Here is a 15,727-nt window from a genome sequence, read left to right as displayed (position 1 = left end):
CCTGACGACCGCCGGAGGTGGCCCGTGCTCGCCCGCATCGACCTGCGTGGATCCGCGCTCCCCGGCGTACGGGAGCTGTCCGGCCTGCTGCCGCGCGCCGGGACGGACATCGACGCGGTGCTGGCCACGGTCCGCCCGCTCTGCGAGGACGTGCGCATCCGCGGCGCCCAGGCGGTCCGCGAGATCACCGCGCGCCTGGACGGCGTGGACGCCGAGGACTTCGCCGTCCCGCAGGCCGCCCTGGACGAGGCGCTGGCCGGCTGCGACCCGAGGCTGCGCGCCGCGCTGGAGGAGTCGATCGCCCGGGTACGCCGGGTGCACGCCGACCAGCGCCGCACCGACGTGACCACCGAGGTCGTCCGCGGCGGCACCGTCACCGAGCGCTGGGTGCCGGTGCGCCGGGTCGGGCTGTACGTGCCCGGCGGTCTGGCGCCGCTGCTGTCCAGCGTGGTCATGAACGTCGTCCCGGCCCAGATCGCCGGCGTGGAGTCGATCGCGGTGGCCACGCCGCCGCAGCGGGACAACGGCGGCCTGCCCGACCCCGGCGTCCTGGCCGCCTGCGCGCTGCTCGGGATCAGCGAGGTCTACGCCGTGGGCGGGGCCCAGGCGATCGCGGTGTTCGGCTACGGCGCAGGCTCCTGCGAGCCGGTCGACCTGGTCACCGGCCCGGGCAACGTGTACGTGACGGCGGCCAAGCGGCTGCTCCGCGGGCTGATCGGCATCGACTCCGAGGCCGGTCCCACCGAGGTCGCGGTGCTCGCCGACGACACCGCCGACCCGGTGCACGTGGCCGCGGACCTGATCAGCCAGGCCGAGCACGACCCGCTGGCCGGCGCGGTGCTGGTCACCACCAGCGAGGAGCTGGCCGACGCCGTCCTCGCGCTGGTGCCCGGGCAGGTGGCCGCCACCAAGCACTCCGACCGGATCACCACCGCCCTGGAGGGCACCCAGTCCGGGATCGTGCTGGTCGACGACCTGGACGCCGGGCTCGCCGTCGTGGACGCGTACGCCGCCGAGCACCTGGAGATCCAGACCCGGGACGCCCGGGCGGTCGCGTTGCGGGTGCGCAACGCCGGTGCGGTGTTCATCGGTCCGTGGGCGCCGGTGAGCCTGGGTGACTACATCGCCGGGTCCAACCACGTGCTGCCCACCGGGGGCTGCGCGCGGCACTCCAGCGGGCTGTCGGTGCAGACCTTCCTGCGCGGCATCCACCTGGTCGAGTACGACGAGCAGGCCCTGGCCGACGTCGCCGGGCACGTCGACGCCCTCGCCGGCGCCGAGGACCTCCCGGCGCACGCCGCCGCCGTGCGCGCCCGTGCCCGCTGACGCCGACGCACCGGTGACCTCGCTGGACGACCTGCCGCTGCGCCCGGAGCTGCGCGGGAAGACCGCCTACGGCGCGCCCCAGCTGGACGTGCGCCACCGGCTGAACACCAACGAGAACCCGCACCCGCTCCCCGCGGCGCTGCTGGCCGACCTGGGCACGGCACTGGCCGAGGCCTCCCGCGGCCTCAACCGGTACCCCGACCGGGACGCCGTCGCCCTGCGCACCGACCTCGCCACCTACCTCGCCCGCACCAGCGGCGTCCCGGTCGGGGCGGACCAGGTGTGGGCGGCCAACGGCTCCAACGAGGTGCTGCAGCAGCTGCTGCAGGCCTTCGGCGGCGCCGGGCGCACCGCGCTGGGGTTCACGCCGTCCTACTCGATGCACCCGATCATCAGTGCCGGCACCGGCACCGGCTGGGTCGACGGGCACCGGCGGGCCGACTTCACCGTCGACGCCGAGGCCGCCGTCGCCCAGGTGCGCGCGGTGCAGCCCGACGTCGTCTTCGTGACCAGCCCGAACAACCCCACCGGGACGGCGGTGGCGCTGGAGACCATCGAGGCGCTCTACGACGCGACCCGGGGCATGCTCGTCGTGGACGAGGCGTACACCGAGTTCGCCCGGCCCGGCACCCGCTCGGCGCTGACCCTGCTGGCCGGCCGGCCCCGGCTGGTGGTCAGCCGGACGATGAGCAAGGCCTTCGGCATGGCGGGCCTGCGGCTGGGCTACCTGGCCGCCGACCCCGCCGTGGTCGAGGCGGTGCAGCTGGTGCGGCTGCCCTACCACCTGAGCTCGCTGACCCAGGCCGCTGCCCGGGCGGCACTGGCGCACACCGACGCGCTGCTGGCAGGAGTCGACGCCGTCAAGGCCGAGCGGGACCGGATCGTCGCCGCCCTGCCCGGCATGGGGTTGACCAGCGTGCCCAGCGACGCCAACTTCGTGCTGTTCGGCCACTTCGGCGACGCACCCGCCGCCTGGCGGGCGCTGCTGGAGCGCGACGTGCTGGTGCGCGACGTCGGCCTGCCCGGCTGGCTGCGGGTCACCGCCGGCACCAGCGAGGAGACCGACGCCTTCCTCACCGCGCTGGGGGAGATCGTGCCGGTCGTCGGAGCCGGTCAGGGAGGATGAGCGGCATGAACCGCACCGCCCGCGTCGAACGGACCACCAGCGAGACCACCCTGACCGTCGAGGTCGACCTCGACGGCACCGGGAAGGGCGACATCCACACCGGGGTCGGCTTCTACGACCACATGCTGACCTCGCTGAGCAAGCACAGCGGCATCGACCTGACGGTGCGCGCCGACGGTGACCTGCACATCGACGCACACCACACCGTCGAGGACGTCGCGATCGCGCTCGGCCAGGCCTTCGCCGAGGCGCTGGGGGACAAGCGCGGCATCACCCGCTACGGCGACGCGACGATCCCGATGGACGAGGTGCTGGTGCAGGCCGCGGTCGACCTCTCCGGCCGGCCCTACTTCGTGCACGCCGAGCCCGAGGGCATGACGCCGATGATCGGGCCGGACTACCCGACGAGCCTGACGAAGCACGTGCTGGAGAGCTTCGCGTTCAACGCGCGCATCTCGCTGCACGTGCGCGTGCTCTACGCCGGCCGCGACGCGCACCACATCGTCGAGGGCCAGTTCAAGGCGCTGGCCCGGGCGCTGCGCGCGGCGGTGGCCCTGGACCCGCGGATCACCGACGTGCCCAGCACCAAGGGCGCCCTGTAGGTGAGCTTCGGCATCGCGCTCACCGCCCTGGGCCTGTTCCTGCTGGGCGGCGCGTGGAGCATCTGGCAGGCCGACCACGACGTGAAGGGCCGTACCACCCCGCAGGTGCTGTTCACCGTCGTCCTGCTCGTCGCCGCCGGGCTCGCCGTCGCGGCCGGGATCCTCTACCAGGTGTGAGCGACGAGCAACGGTTCCTGGACCTGGTCCTGGCCGCCCCGGACGTGGCAGCCGTCCTGGACCGGGCCCCGGAGCTGGGCGTGCAGGACTGGTGGCTGACCGCAGGCGTGCTGGTCCAGTCGGTGTGGAACGGGCTGACCGGCCGCGCGCCGGGCACCGGCATCCGGGACGCCGACCTCTTCTACTTCGACCCCGACACCTCCTGGGACGCCGAAGACGCCGTCATCCGCCGTGGTGCGGCGCTGTTCGCCGACGTCGGGGTGCCGGTGGAGATCCGCAACGAGGCCCGGGTGCACCTCTGGTACGCCGAGCACTTCGGCCGCCCGGCGCCGCCGTTCCGGGACTGCGCGGACGCCATCGACCACTTCGCGGCGGTGTGCTGCTGCGTCGGGGTGACGGTCGCGGGCGGCCGGCCCCGGGTGTACGCCCCGCACGGGTTCGGCGACCTGTTCGACCTGGTGGTGCGGCCGAACCCGCGGCTGGCGCCGCGAGCGGTGTACGAGGCGAAGGCGGCCCGCTGGCAGGCCCAGTGGCCGGAGCTGACCGTGCTGCCCTGGCCGGACGGCGTGCCCGGCTGAGGGCCGGCGCGGTGGCCGGAGCTGACGGTGCTGTCGTGGCTGTACGGCGTGCCCCCGGCTGAGAGCCGGCGCACGACGGGGAACAGGTCCGCGGTCGCTGCCGCTGGTGGGTAGCGTGGCAGCCGTGAAGAAGGTCGTCGTGCTCGACTACGGGTCGGGCAACCTGCGTTCCGCCGAGCGGGCACTGGCCCGGGTCGGTGCCGACGTGACCGTCACCGGGGACCCGCACGCCGCCCTGGAGGCCGACGGGCTCGTCGTCCCCGGCGTGGGAGCGTTCGCCGCCTGCATGGCCGGGTTGCGGGAGGCCGACGGGCCGCAGGTGATCGGCCGGCGGCTGGCCGGCGGTCGCCCGGTGCTGGGCATCTGCGTCGGCATGCAGGTGCTCTTCGAGCGCGGCGTCGAGCACGGCCAGGACGCGGAGGGCTGCGGTGAGTGGCCCGGCGTCGTCGAGCAGCTGAAGGCACCCGTGCTGCCGCACATGGGTTGGAACACCGTGCAGCCGGCTGACGGCACTCGGCTGTTCGCCGGTCTCGCCGACCAGCGGTTCTACTTCGTGCACTCCTACGGCGTGCGCGAGTTCCCCCTGCAGCCCGACGGCGGCCGGCTGCAGCCGCCGAAGGTCACCTGGGCCGAACACGGCGACCGGTTCGTCGCCGCCGTGGAGAACGGCCCGCTGTCGGCGACCCAGTTCCACCCGGAGAAGTCCGGGGACGCCGGCGCGCAGCTGCTCACCAACTGGCTCGCCACGGTCTGACTGCGGGGCCGCGAGGCTGCCGATGCTGCGCCAGGAGCGGACCACCAAGGCCCGGGAGGACGACCGGCGCTCACGGGGCAGAGGCTTCTAGGGGTAGTGCGGCCGGCTCCATCGGCGGCCCAGCTCCCACTCGCGTCCGAGCATCTCGACCCTCAGCACGGGGGACGACCGGAGCAGGCCGCGCCTCTGCACGATGCGTCCCTCGCCGTCCAGATAGGCACGGACGACGAGTGCCAGCGCCCGCAGGACGGCCTCCTTGTCGTCCTCCTCGTCGTCGTAGTCGTACAGCGCGGTCGAGACATCCAGGTCGAAGACGACCGCCTCGAACCACTCGTAGGACGCCCGGAGTCCCGCATGCCGCGTTCCACTCGGGTCGGTGAGCCGGACGCGGTGCTCGTGCGGGGCCTTCTCTGTCGAGTAGTCGACCCGGACGTCGGCAGCGAAGACGTCACCCACCACCCGTCGCAGCAGGGCGTCGATGTCGATGGCCATCAGGCGGACCCTGCCACGGCGCACGGCGCACGGCGCACGGCGCACGGCGCGCCGGTTCGATGACCGTGTTGCCCCCGAGCCAGTCCACATGCTCGGCCGACGGCGATCGGTCTCAGCTCGCAGGGCGCCAGCATCCCCGCAACGAGGTGGGGTGTGCGGCCGCTGCCGGACGTGGCCGCGTCCGGGACGTGCGACGTTCCCGCGGGAACGTCGGGAGGGGCGTCGCTCGGTCGTGTGCCGGGGCCGGTCCGACGGGTGCTCCCGCGGACCCGGGTGCGTCGTGGTCCGGGTGCGCCCGCAGAAGGCGAAGCGGGCCGGGCGCTTGGCCCGGGAGTCGCAGGACAGCTGCTGGCCGTCCCCGGGGGAGAAGGCGCGGGGTGGGCCGAGCATCCCACCCACGAGGACGTGGTCGTGCCACGACCGAGCGCCGACCACGCCGTGCGGGGAACCGGCCCCGGCTCAGCTGCGCAGGTAGGAGGCGCCGTTGACGTCCACGATGGTGCCGCTGGAGAACCGCGCCTCCGGCGAGGCCAGCCAGAGCACCGCGGTGGCGACCTCCTCGGGCCGGGCGACCCGGCCGAACGGCGACTGGGCGCGCACCGCGTCCCCGCCCGGGCCGTCGAGCACGTCGCGGGCCATCTCGGTCTGCACGAACCCCGGCGCCACCGCGGTCACCGAGATGCCCTGCGGTGCCAGCGCCAGGGCCATCGACTGCGCGAAGGCGTTCATGCCGGCCTTGGACGCGCCGTACGCCGGGCAGTTCGGCTCACCCCGGAACGCGCCCCGGCTGGAGACGTTGACCACCGCACCGCCGCCGGCGGCCACCAGGTGCGGCACGGCGCGGAACGTGGCGTGGGCCGCGCCCAGCAGGTTCACCGCCAGGGTGCGGGACCACGCCGCCTGCCACTGCTCGTAGTCGGTCTCCAGCGGCGGGTGGGCCAGGAACACCCCGGCGTTGTTCACCAGCACGTCCAGCCGGCCGAGCCCCGCGGCGGCCTCGTCGACCATCCGGCCCACCTGGTCGGCGTCGGCCAGGTCGGCCTGCACCAGCACGTGCCCGGCACCGGGCAGCCCGGCCAGCACCTGCTCCGCCTCGGCCCGCGAGCTGCCCCAGTGCACCGCGACCCGGTCACCCCGCGCGGCGAACGCAGCGGCGACGGCCCGGCCGATGCCGCGGGACGCGCCGGTGACCAGCACGCCCCGGCCGCTGCTCGCGGCGTCGGCGGTGCCGGACAGCCCGGTCGTGGGCTCCGTCGTCGTGGGCTCCGTGGTGTCCGTGATGGTGGGCTCCGTGGTCATGGCCCGGCAGTCAACCAGTCACCACGACCCCCGGTGCACCACCTCCTCGACCGGCCGCCGGCCCCGCCGCAGCGAGGGTGACCGGCGGTCCTCCGCCCCGGCGTAGCCCACCGAGACGCAACCGATCGGGCGGTGGTCCTCCGGGATGCCGAACGCGGCGCGCAGGGCCGGCACCCGCTCCGGCGGCACCCCGAAGAAGCACCCGGCCAGACCCTCGTCGACGGCGGTGAGCAGCATCAACAGGGCGGCCATGCCGGTGTCGACGTCCCAGTAGGGGACCGGCCAGCGGGACTCGTCGCGGTCGGTCCAGCCCTTGTCGGCCTCGGCGTACCGGTCCAGGTAGGCCGCCTTGTGCGACAGCGGCACGACCAGCAGCGGGGCCCGGCGCATCCGGGTGAGCCAGCCGTCCGGCGTGCCACCGTCGGTGGTCGCCGCCCAGAACCGCTCCCGCTCCCCGGCCGACTCCAGCACCAGGAACGCCCAGCCCTGGCTGAACCCCGCCGACGGCGCCCGGACGGCGTGCTCCAGCAACCGCTCGCGCACCTCAGGGGGCACCGGGCGATCGGGGTCGTAGTCGCGCACCATGCGCCGGCGACGCACCACCTCAGCGAACTCCACGGCGCGCACCTCCTCGGGACTGCATGCCCGGCACCCTGCCGCACCCCACCGACAGAACGGTGCGCGGGCCGGGCACGGACGTCCGGGCCGACACCAGCGGCCGGTGACGCGGACGCGCCGCCGCCGTCCCTACGCTGTGCGGGTGCCGAAGCTGCAGCTGCTCCCCGCCGTCGACGTCGCCGACGGCCTCGCCGTCCGCCTGGTCCAGGGGGAGGCCGGCAGCGAGACCTCCTACGGCGACCCCCTGGACGCCGCCCTGACCTGGCAGCGGGACGGCGCGGAGTGGGTGCACCTGGTCGACCTGGACGCGGCCTTCGGTCGCGGCTCCAACCGTGAGCTGCTCGCCCGGGTGGTCGGGGAGCTCGACGTGGACGTGGAGCTGTCCGGCGGCATCCGGGACGACGCGTCGCTGGAGGCCGCGCTGGCCACCGGCTGCCGCCGGGTCAACCTGGGCACCGCTGCGCTGGAGTCGCCGGAGTGGTGCGCCCGGGCGATCGCCGAGCACGGGGACCGGATCGCCGTCGGCCTGGACGTGCGGGGCACCCGGCTCGCCGCCCGCGGCTGGACCCGGGAGGGCGGCGAGCTGTACGAGACCCTCGCCCGCCTGGACGCCGAGGGCTGCGCGCGGTACGTGGTCACCGACATCACCAAGGACGGCACGCTGCAGGGCCCCAACCTCGGCCTGCTGCGCGAGGTCTGCGCCGCCACCGACCGGCCGGTGATCGCCTCCGGCGGGGTGTCCTCCCTGGACGACGTCCGGGCGCTGGCCGGGCTGACGACGATCGGCGTCGAGGGCGCGATCGTGGGCAAGGCGCTGTACGCGGGCGCGTTCACCCTGCCCGAGGCGCTGCGGGTGACCGGGGAGCAGCGGTGACGGTCCTGCGGCTGGGGTCCGGGGCGCCCTGGGAGTCGATCGTCGGCTACAGCCGGGTCGTGGTGCACGGCGACATGGCGTGGGTGAGCGGCACGACCGCCGTCGTCGACGGGGAGGTCGTCTGCCCGGGCGACGTCGCCGGACAGACCCGTCAGGCTCTGGAGACCCTCGCCGCGGGTGTGGAGAAGGCCGGGTTCTCGCTCACCGACGTCATCCGGACCCGGCTGTACGTGACCGACATCAGCCGCTGGAAGGAGGTCGGCCACGTGCACGGCGACGTGTTCCGGGCCATCCGCCCGGCCACCACCATGGTGCAGGTGGCCGCGCTCATCGACCCGGCGATGCTGGTGGAGATCGAGGCCGACCTCGTCCGCGGGGCCAGCGCGTGAGCCTGGCCGTGCGGGTCATCCCGTGCCTGGACGTCGACGCGGGCCGCGTCGTCAAGGGCGTCAACTTCGTGGACCTGGTGGACGCCGGGGACCCGGTGGAGATGGCCCGCGTCTACGACGCCGAGGGCGCCGACGAGCTGACCTTCCTGGACATCACGGCCAGCTCGGGCAACCGGGAGACCACCTACGACGTGGTGCGGCGCACCGCGGAGAGCGTGTTCATCCCGCTGACCGTCGGCGGTGGCGTGCGGGCCGCCGAGGACGTGGACCGGCTGCTGCGCGCGGGCGCGGACAAGGTCGCGGTCAACACCGCGGCCGTCGAGCGTCCGGAGCTGATCGCCGAGATCGCCGACCGCTACGGCAACCAGGTCCTGGTCCTGTCGCTGGACGCGCGGCGCTGCCGTGACGGCGCGCGGACCGACTCCGGCTTCGAGATCACCACGCACGGCGGCCGCCGCGGCACCGGCCGGGACGCCGTGGAGTGGGTGGTGCAGGCCGCGCAGCTGGGCATCGGCGAGGTCCTGCTCAACTCGATGGACGCCGACGGCACCCGCGCCGGCTTCGACACCGAGCTGATCCGCAGCGTCCGCCGGGAGGTCGCCGTCCCGGTGATCGCCAGCGGGGGAGCGGGTGCGGTCGAGCACTTCCCGCCTGCCGTGGCCGCCGGCGCCGATGCCGTGCTGGCGGCCAGCGTCTTCCACTTCGGCCAACTCCGGGTGGGCGACGTCAAGCAGGCGCTCGCCGCGGCCGGGGTGCCGGTCCGGCACGAGGGCGACACACCGCTGCCTGGCTGAGCACCCGGTCGACAGGTCGCCGTGTCGACATGTCGACGGGCCGGGGACGGGGCCGCCGGACGGGAGGCGGCAGGTGGTCCGTCCCGGCACCCGTCGCCGCGTGGCGCCAGGGCATCGGTCGAGCAGCCGACCAACCGCCGGGGTCGTGGCCGGCACTCCTGCCGTCAGGTGGGCGGCGTGACCGTCACCCGCGCGGCGTCCCGGCCACCGGCCCAGAAGAGCAGCTCCATCGGCTCGCCGGCCACCGACGTCACCGTGTCGCCCTTCTTCACCAGCTTCTCCACGCCCTCGACGTCGGTGCGGCGGAACAGCAGCCCGCCGGGGTGGTCGGCGCGGCCGGCCCGGGCCAGGAACGGCACCGCGCCCCACAACTGGTCCTGCGCCGACCGGGGCAGCACGCGCGGCTCCCAGCCCGGCTGCGCCCGCCGCACGTCCTCGTGGTGCACCGCCATCTCCGCGGTGTTGACCAGCCGGTCCACCGCGGGCCAGGCGGTCGGCGACCAGCGCGGCGGGCCACTGCGCACGTCCCGCACCAGGTCGGCGTAGTCCCGTTCCAGCCGGGTGCGCTCCAGCAACCGGGCGGTCCACGCGCCGAACGGACCGCCGAGCACCGCGCCCGGCGCCGAGTCCGGCCGCCGGTCCCGGATCACCAGGTGGGCCGCCAGGTGCGCGGTCGTCCAGCCCTCGCAGCAGGTCGGCGCACCCGGCCCCACCTCGGCCAGCAGGTCGGCGAGCGCGTGCCGTTCCGACACGGACAGCGAGGGGGTGGAGGTCACGATCCGAGGCTACCCAGCGGATGTGCTGCGCCGACCCCGCTCACCGGCCCGCTGCGAGCCACACTCGGCAGGTGCCCTCCCTCGTCCCGCCCGTCGTGCCGCCCGGGTCGCTGTCCGGTCGGGCGCAGCCGGTGCTCACCGCAGGGAGGCTGGTGCTGCGGCCCTGGGCCGTGACCGACGCGCCGGCCGTCACCGCCGCCTACGCCGACCCGGCCATCCAGCACTGGCACGCCCGCACGATGACACCGGAGGAGGCCACAGCCTGGGTCGACGCCCCCGCCGCGCGCTGGGCGGCGGAGACCGGGGCCGGCTGGGCGGTCACCGAGCACGGCACCCTGGTGGGCCGGATGGACCTGCGCACGCTGGACCTGCACGAGGGTCTGGCGTCGGTCGCCTACTGGGTGGTGCCCGCCGCCCGCGGCCGCGGGGTCGCCGCCCGGGCGCTCGACGCGATGACCCGGTGGGCGCTCGACGAGCTGGGGCTCAACCGGCTGGAGCTGCAGCACTCGGCGGCCAACCCGGCGTCCTGCGCCGTGGCCCGGGCCTGCGGCTACGACCTGGAGGGGACCAAGCGGCGCGAGGCCCGGCACGCCGACGGCTTCCACGACATGCACCTGCACGCCCGGCTGCGCGCCCTGGCCTGAACCGGACCACGTCAGGACGGCGGACCGCCGGCTCGCCCGGCGGTCCAGGCCGGCCGCTCGTGCACCGTGCTCCCGGCCTGCGCCAGGTTCCGGGCGCTGGGCGACCCCGGCGCGGCCGTGGCGGTCGCCAGCGTCGCGCCGGCGCCGCACGCGGCGGCCAGCCGGGCGTGCAGCAGCGCGGTCTGCCCGCCCCTGCCACGGTGAGCCGGCAGCGTCGAGGAGCCACCGAGCACGGCGACGTCGCCGTGCAGGCTCAGCGCCGCCGCGGCCACCGGCACCCCGTCCGGCCGGGCCACGAACCCCCGCACCCGGACATCGGCGTGCTCCGCGGCCAGGAACCGCCGGACCGCCTCATCACCCCCGTAGCCCGCGACGAGCACGTCGAGGAACGCTGGGTCGTCCCTGGTCACCGGCAGTGCCGTCGCCGGCGGTCCGGGCACGGGGGGCGCGGTCACCGACTGTCCGGCGCGGGGTGCCCGGTCCGCGTCGCCCACTGCCCGGACGCCGATCGGGCGGGGCGCCGTGCGCCGCAGCCCCAGCTCCTCCAGTACCGGCGACACCTCGGGCGAGCCCACCACGCCCACCACCTCGGCGCCACGGCCGGCGAGTGCTGCCAGCAGACCCGGCAGGGCACCCACGGTGTCGGCGTCCACCCCGGTCACCCCGGTCAGGAAGGCGAGCCCCGGCGACGTGCACAGCGTGAACCGCAGACCGTCGACCTCCCCGCCGTCCAGCACCCCGGGCAGGCCGGCGGCGCGCGCAGCGGCCAGGGCCAGCAGCGACCGGGCGTGCACCGCCCGCTCGGCCCGGGGCAGGTCCGCGGTCACCGGGCCACCCTGGCACGCAGGCACCCAGCACGCAGGCGCCCAGCACGTAGGCGCCCTGCACGCAGGCGATCGGGCACCCTGGCCCGCCCCGTGGAGTCCGTTAGGACTGGTAACCACCGGGTAGGCTCGGGCCACCCACCCCGAAGGAGCTCCGTGTCTGGCCGTGATGCCGTCGTCCGGCGCGGGATCCGCCACATCGGCCGGGCCATCGCGGGTGAGCCGGTCTTCTTCACCCTCGCGTTCCTGGGCAGCAGCCTCTACGCCGCCATGACCGTGGCCAGCGCGTACGTCATCGGCGGGGTCGCCGACCGGGTGATCATCCCGGCCTTCGACGAGGGCCGGACGACGGCAGGCGCGCTCGCCCTCGCCTCCGGCGTCATCGTCGGCGTCGCCGTGCTGAAGATCCTCGGGATCCTCGGCCGGCGGCTGTTCGCCGGCGTGATGGGCTTCCGGCTGCAGGCCGAGTACCGCCGCCGGGTCACCGGCCAGTACCTCCGGCTGCCGCTGAGCTGGCACCAGCGCCACCCCACCGGCCAGCTGCTGTCCAACGCCAACTCCGACGTCGAGGCCGCCTGGTTCTTCGTCTCGCCACTGCCCTTCGCCTGCGGCGCGCTGGTCATGGTCGCCATCACCGTCGTCGCCCTGCTGCTCACCGACCCGGTCCTCGCGCTGGTCGGCCTGGTCGTCTTCCCGCTGGTCTTCCTGGCCAACGTCGTCTACTCCCAGGTCATGTCCCCGCGCATGCAGCGTGCCCAGCAGCTGCGCGCCGAGGTCAGCGAGATCGCGCACGAGAGCTTCGACTCCGCGCTGGTCGTCAAGACCCTCGGCCGGGAGACGTCGGAGACCGCGCGCTTCGCCCAGCGGGCCGACGAGCTGCGCGACGGGCTGGTCGCGGTCGGCCGGGTCCGCGGCCTGTTCGACCCGGTGCTGGAGGCGCTGCCCAACCTCGGCACCCTCGCCGTGCTGTTCATCGGCGCCGGTCAGGTGGCCCGCGGGGACACCCAGCCCGGCGAGCTGGTGTCCATCGCCTACCTGTTCACCCTGCTGGTGCTGCCCGTCCGCGCGATCGGCTGGGTGCTCGCCGACCTGCCCCGCGCCCTGGCCGGCTACGACCGGGTCACCCCGGTCCTGGAGGCGTCGGGGGAGACCCCGCACGGCCCGGACACCGCCACCGGCGGCACCGGCGGCGCGCACGTGGCGCTGGACGGCGTCGACTTCGCCCACCAGGACGGCTCGGGGCAGGACCGGCAGGTGCTGCACGGGGTCACCTTCGACGTCCCGGCCGGGAGCACGGTCGCCGTCGTCGGCCCCACCGGTTCCGGCAAGTCCACCCTCGCCGGTCTGCTGGTGCGCCTGGTCGACCCGCGGGACGGCGCCGTGCTGCTCGACGGCGTGGACCTGCGCTCGCTGCGCGAGGGCGAGGTGAGCACCCAGGCCGCGTTCGTCCCGCAGGGCACCTTCCTGTTCGACGACACCGTGCGCGGCAACATCACCCTCGGCGGCGACCACAGCGACGCCGAGGTGCACCGCGCCCTCCGGACGGCGGCCGCCGACGACTTCGTGGACCGGCTGCCCGAGGGCCTGGACACCCAGGTCGGTGAGCGCGGCGCCACCCTGTCCGGCGGGCAGCGCCAGCGCCTGGCCCTGGCCCGGGCCGTGGTCCGGCGCCCGCGGCTGCTGGTGCTCGACGACGCCACCAGCGCCGTGGACCCCTCGGTGGAGGCCCGCATCCTGGACGCCCTGCGCCGACCCGACGCCCCCGGCGAGCAGCCGGCGACCGTGGTCGTCGTCGCCTACCGGCAGGCCACCATCAGCCTGGCCGACGAGGTGGTCTGGATCGAGCGCGGCCGGCTGGTCGCCCGCGGCAGCCACGAGCAGCTGCTCGCCTCCGTGCCCGGCTACGCCCGGCTCGTCCAGGCCTACGTCGACGACCCGGCAGCAGCACCGGGTCGTGGTCCGTCGCCCGCCGGGGAGAAGGTGCCCGCGTGAGCGCCGCGCCCCTGCCCGACGAGCGCACCGGCGAGCGGCCGGAGGAGAGCGCCACCCGCACCCTGCGGCGCGGGCTGGCCATGATGCCGGAGTTCCGCCGCGGCCTCCCGGCCACCCTCGCCCTGGCCCTGGTCGCCACCGCGGGCCGGGTGGTCGTGCCGATCGCCGTGCAGCAGACCCTGGACCGCGGGCTGAACGCCCCGGGCGGCCCGGACATCACGTTCGTCCAGGTCGTCGTCGGCATCTGCGCCGTCGTGGTGCTGGTCACCGCGCTGGCCGTGTACCGGATGAACGTGCGGCTGTTCCGCACCACCGAGACGGCGCTGGCCGGTCTGCGGGTGCGCGCCTTCCGGCACGTGCACGACCTCACCGTGCTGCACCAGCAGGGCGAGCGGCGCGGGTCGCTGGTCTCCCGGGTCACCAGCGACGTCGACCAGCTGTCGGTGTTCATGCAGTGGGGCGGCGTGCTCGGTCTGGTCAGCATGGGCCAGCTGGTGGTCGCCACCGCCGTCATGGCGTTCTACTCCTGGCAGCTGACCCTGGTCGTGCTGGTCTGCTTCATCCCGCTGGGCCTGGCCGTGAAGTGGTTCGCCCGCCGGCTCGCCGCGGTCTACGGCGTGGTGCGCGAGCGGGTCGGCGACGTGCTGGCCGCCGTCTCCGAGAGCGTCGTGGGCGCCCCGACCGTGCGTGCCTACGGCATCCGGCAGCGCACCGCCGCCCGCATCGACGCCGCCGTCGACCGGCACTACCAGGCCTCGGTCCACGCCCAGAAGGTCACCGCCGGCGTCTACGTCACCGGTGAGTTCGTGGCCGCGGTCGCCAACGCCGCCGTCGTCGTGGTCGGGGTGCTGCTCGGGGTGGGCGGCGACCTCAGCGCCGGCACGCTGATCGCCTTCCTGTTCCTGGTCACCCTGTTCGTCTCCCCGGTGCAGACCGCCAGCGAGGTGATCAACGAGGCGCAGAACGCCGTCGCCGGGTTCCGCCGGGTGCTCGACGTGCTGGACACCGAGCCGGACATCCGCGACCCCGCGGTCATCGACCCGGCCACCGCGCGGCAGCTGCCGCCCGGGCCGCTCGGCGTGCGCTTCGACCACGTCACCTTCCGCTACTCACCCGGCGGCCGGCCCGCACTGGACGACGTCGACCTGGTCGTCGCCCCGCGCACCCGGGTGGCCGTCGTGGGCGAGACCGGGTCGGGCAAGACCACCTTCGCCAAGCTGCTGACCCGGCTGATGGACCCCACGTCGGGCCGGGTGCTGCTCGGTCACGACGGCACGTGGGTGCCGCTGGACCAGGTGGCGTTCGACTCGCTGCGGATGCGGGTGGTCATGGTGCCGCAGGACGGCTTCCTGTTCGACGCCACCGTCGCCGACAACGTGCGCTACGGCCGGCCCGGGCTCACCGACGCCGAGGTCACCGCGGCCTTCGCCGAACTGGGGCTGGACGACTGGGTCGGTGGCCTCGCCGACGGCGTCGGCACCCCGGTCGGCCAGCGCGGCGAGTCGCTGTCGGCCGGGGAGCGGCAGCTGATCGCCGTCGCCCGGGCCTACGTCGCCGACCCCGACGTGCTGGTCCTCGACGAGGCCACCAGCGCCGTCGACCCGGCCACCGAGCGGCGGCTCACCCTGGCCCTGGACCGGCTCACCGACGGCCGGACGACGCTGACCATCGCGCACCGGCTGTCCACCGCCGAGCGCGCCGACGAGGTGGTCGTGGTCGACGCCGGACGGGTCGTGCAGCGCGGCCGGCACGACGAGCTCGTCGACGTCGACGGCGTCTACGCCCGGCTGCACGCCTCCTGGCGCCGCTCCTCCGGCGGGCTGCGCGCACCGGTCGGCTGACCCGCGCCGGTCGGCCGACCCGCACCGCCCGCCCCACCGGTCACGACACCCACGCCTGCCTCCGGACCACCCCGCGGACGCCGGACGGCGCCTAGCGTGCCCTGCCATGAGCTCCTCCCCGGTGACCGTCGACCGCGTCGCCCCGGCCGCCACCGCGCCCCGCACCCCGGTCGCCGCGGTCCTGGCCGCCGTCGCCGCGGTCGTCGGGGTCGTGCCGCTGGCGTTCGCCGGCTTCGTCTTCTGGGCGTTCTCCGCCGGCCACGGCGACTGGTCGGGCTGGTGGCTGGTCGCCGTCCCGGCCGTGCTGAGCGTGGCCGTCCTCATCGGCGTGGTGCGGCTGCTGCGCCGGCGGTCCTGGGCGGTTCTCGCGGTGTCGGCCCTGGCGACGACCGCCGTCGTCGCGGTGTTCGCCTGCGCCGACGGGATCACCGCCGATGCACTCGGGACGGTCGCCTTCTTCGGCGCCGGGCCGCTGCTCGCGACGGTGCTGCCGGTCCTGCCCCAGGTGCGACGCTGGGTCGCCGCCTGCCACCACTGACCGACCCCGGTCACGTTGTCGGCCGCAGCCAAGCGCCGGGGCAGCGGGTGTCCGCCGCCGCCAGGACCGGTGCGGTCCGCGGC

Annotated in this window: 18 protein-coding genes; 13 read left to right on the top strand and 5 right to left on the bottom strand. The window is 75.3% G+C overall.

The features are described 5' to 3' along the window. The first annotated feature begins 24 nt into the window (after positions 1-24). The 6 genes from hisD (at position 25) to hisH (ending at position 4,563) form a co-directional block, all read left to right on the top strand. Entirely contained in the window at positions 25-1,326 is a 1,302-nt protein-coding gene (gene hisD, locus G1H19_RS05160) for a histidinol dehydrogenase (protein WP_162392539.1), read from the top strand. Continuing rightward, positions 1,316-2,452, top strand: a complete 1,137-nt coding sequence (locus G1H19_RS05155; RefSeq protein ID WP_235927984.1) for a histidinol-phosphate transaminase — start codon at positions 1,316-1,318, stop codon at positions 2,450-2,452. The genes hisD and G1H19_RS05155 overlap by 11 nt, the downstream gene beginning before the upstream one ends. Before the next feature lie 5 nt (positions 2,453-2,457). Beyond that, the gene (gene hisB, locus G1H19_RS05150) at positions 2,458-3,054 is read left to right on the top strand and encodes an imidazoleglycerol-phosphate dehydratase HisB (RefSeq protein ID WP_152730659.1); all 597 of its coding nucleotides are present in this window, start codon (positions 2,458-2,460) and stop codon (positions 3,052-3,054) included. Next, positions 3,055-3,231, top strand: coding sequence for a hypothetical protein (locus G1H19_RS22510; RefSeq protein ID WP_174278077.1), 177 nt, complete (start codon positions 3,055-3,057; stop codon positions 3,229-3,231). Beyond that, positions 3,228-3,809 carry a nucleotidyltransferase family protein gene (locus G1H19_RS05145; protein ID WP_162392538.1) on the top strand — a complete coding sequence of 194 codons (582 nt, stop codon included), beginning with the start codon at positions 3,228-3,230 and terminating at the stop codon, positions 3,807-3,809. Before G1H19_RS22510 ends, G1H19_RS05145 begins: the two co-directional genes overlap by 4 nt. A gap of 124 nt (positions 3,810-3,933) precedes the next feature. Then, a complete protein-coding gene (gene hisH / locus G1H19_RS05140) occupies positions 3,934-4,563 on the top strand; it encodes an imidazole glycerol phosphate synthase subunit HisH (protein WP_162392537.1) in 630 nt (209 codons plus the stop codon). Between the two features lie 87 nt (positions 4,564-4,650). Here the strand turns inward: hisH and G1H19_RS05135 are convergent, their stop codons facing one another. From G1H19_RS05135 to G1H19_RS05125, 3 genes are all read right to left on the bottom strand, one after another. Beyond that, the gene (locus tag G1H19_RS05135; protein WP_152730657.1) at positions 4,651-5,055 is read right to left on the bottom strand and encodes a hypothetical protein; all 405 of its coding nucleotides are present in this window, start codon (positions 5,053-5,055) and stop codon (positions 4,651-4,653) included. Between the two features lie 459 nt (positions 5,056-5,514). Next, positions 5,515-6,354, bottom strand: coding sequence for an SDR family NAD(P)-dependent oxidoreductase (locus G1H19_RS05130; protein WP_152730656.1), 840 nt, complete (start codon positions 6,352-6,354; stop codon positions 5,515-5,517). A gap of 18 nt (positions 6,355-6,372) precedes the next feature. Next, on the bottom strand, positions 6,373-6,972 hold the full coding sequence (locus G1H19_RS05125) for a nitroreductase family protein (protein WP_162392536.1): 600 nt from the start codon (positions 6,970-6,972) through the stop codon (positions 6,373-6,375). 142 nt (positions 6,973-7,114) lie between these two features. On the opposite strand from G1H19_RS05125, the gene priA reads away from it, so the two are divergent. Genes priA through hisF form a run of 3 tightly spaced genes read left to right on the top strand, consistent with a single transcriptional unit; the run spans position 7,115 to position 9,029 of the window. Further along, entirely contained in the window at positions 7,115-7,846 is a 732-nt protein-coding gene (gene priA / locus G1H19_RS05120) for a bifunctional 1-(5-phosphoribosyl)-5-((5-phosphoribosylamino)methylideneamino)imidazole-4-carboxamide isomerase/phosphoribosylanthranilate isomerase PriA (protein ID WP_162392535.1), read from the top strand. Next, the gene (locus G1H19_RS05115; RefSeq protein ID WP_162392534.1) at positions 7,843-8,235 is read left to right on the top strand and encodes a RidA family protein; all 393 of its coding nucleotides are present in this window, start codon (positions 7,843-7,845) and stop codon (positions 8,233-8,235) included. Before priA ends, G1H19_RS05115 begins: the two co-directional genes overlap by 4 nt. Then, entirely contained in the window at positions 8,232-9,029 is a 798-nt protein-coding gene (hisF, locus tag G1H19_RS05110) for an imidazole glycerol phosphate synthase subunit HisF (protein ID WP_162392533.1), read from the top strand. Before G1H19_RS05115 ends, hisF begins: the two co-directional genes overlap by 4 nt. 164 nt (positions 9,030-9,193) lie before the next feature. Here the strand turns inward: hisF and G1H19_RS05105 are convergent, their stop codons facing one another. Further along, on the bottom strand, positions 9,194-9,805 hold the full coding sequence (locus tag G1H19_RS05105; RefSeq protein ID WP_235927983.1) for a TIGR03085 family metal-binding protein: 612 nt from the start codon (positions 9,803-9,805) through the stop codon (positions 9,194-9,196). Between the two features lie 71 nt (positions 9,806-9,876). On the opposite strand from G1H19_RS05105, the gene G1H19_RS05100 reads away from it, so the two are divergent. After that, positions 9,877-10,449, top strand: a complete 573-nt coding sequence (locus G1H19_RS05100; protein WP_162392532.1) for a GNAT family N-acetyltransferase — start codon at positions 9,877-9,879, stop codon at positions 10,447-10,449. An 11-nt stretch (positions 10,450-10,460) separates the two neighbouring features. On the opposite strand, the gene G1H19_RS05095 is transcribed toward G1H19_RS05100, so the two are convergent. Further along, positions 10,461-11,276, bottom strand: coding sequence for a GNAT family N-acetyltransferase (locus G1H19_RS05095; RefSeq protein WP_152730654.1), 816 nt, complete (start codon positions 11,274-11,276; stop codon positions 10,461-10,463). Positions 11,277-11,429: 153 nt separating this feature from the next. Here G1H19_RS05095 and G1H19_RS05090 point away from each other — a divergent pair, with 153 nt between their 5' ends. The 3 genes from G1H19_RS05090 (at position 11,430) to G1H19_RS05080 (ending at position 15,644) form a co-directional block, all read left to right on the top strand. Then, the gene (locus tag G1H19_RS05090) at positions 11,430-13,265 is read left to right on the top strand and encodes an ABC transporter ATP-binding protein (RefSeq protein ID WP_162392531.1); all 1,836 of its coding nucleotides are present in this window, start codon (positions 11,430-11,432) and stop codon (positions 13,263-13,265) included. Then, complete coding sequence (locus tag G1H19_RS05085) at positions 13,262-15,106, top strand: ABC transporter ATP-binding protein (protein WP_235927982.1); 1,845 nt, start codon at positions 13,262-13,264, stop codon at positions 15,104-15,106. The genes G1H19_RS05090 and G1H19_RS05085 overlap by 4 nt, the downstream gene beginning before the upstream one ends. Before the next feature lie 106 nt (positions 15,107-15,212). Further along, complete coding sequence (locus G1H19_RS05080) at positions 15,213-15,644, top strand: hypothetical protein (RefSeq protein WP_152730653.1); 432 nt, start codon at positions 15,213-15,215, stop codon at positions 15,642-15,644. Positions 15,645-15,727 lie beyond the last annotated feature (83 nt).

It is taken from the genome of Goekera deserti (assembly GCF_010685995.1).
Lineage (GTDB): Bacteria > Actinomycetota > Actinomycetes > Mycobacteriales > Geodermatophilaceae > Goekera > Goekera deserti.
The sequence above is the reverse complement of the archived record's forward strand: the minus strand, read 5'-3'. Positions and strand labels throughout refer to the sequence as shown.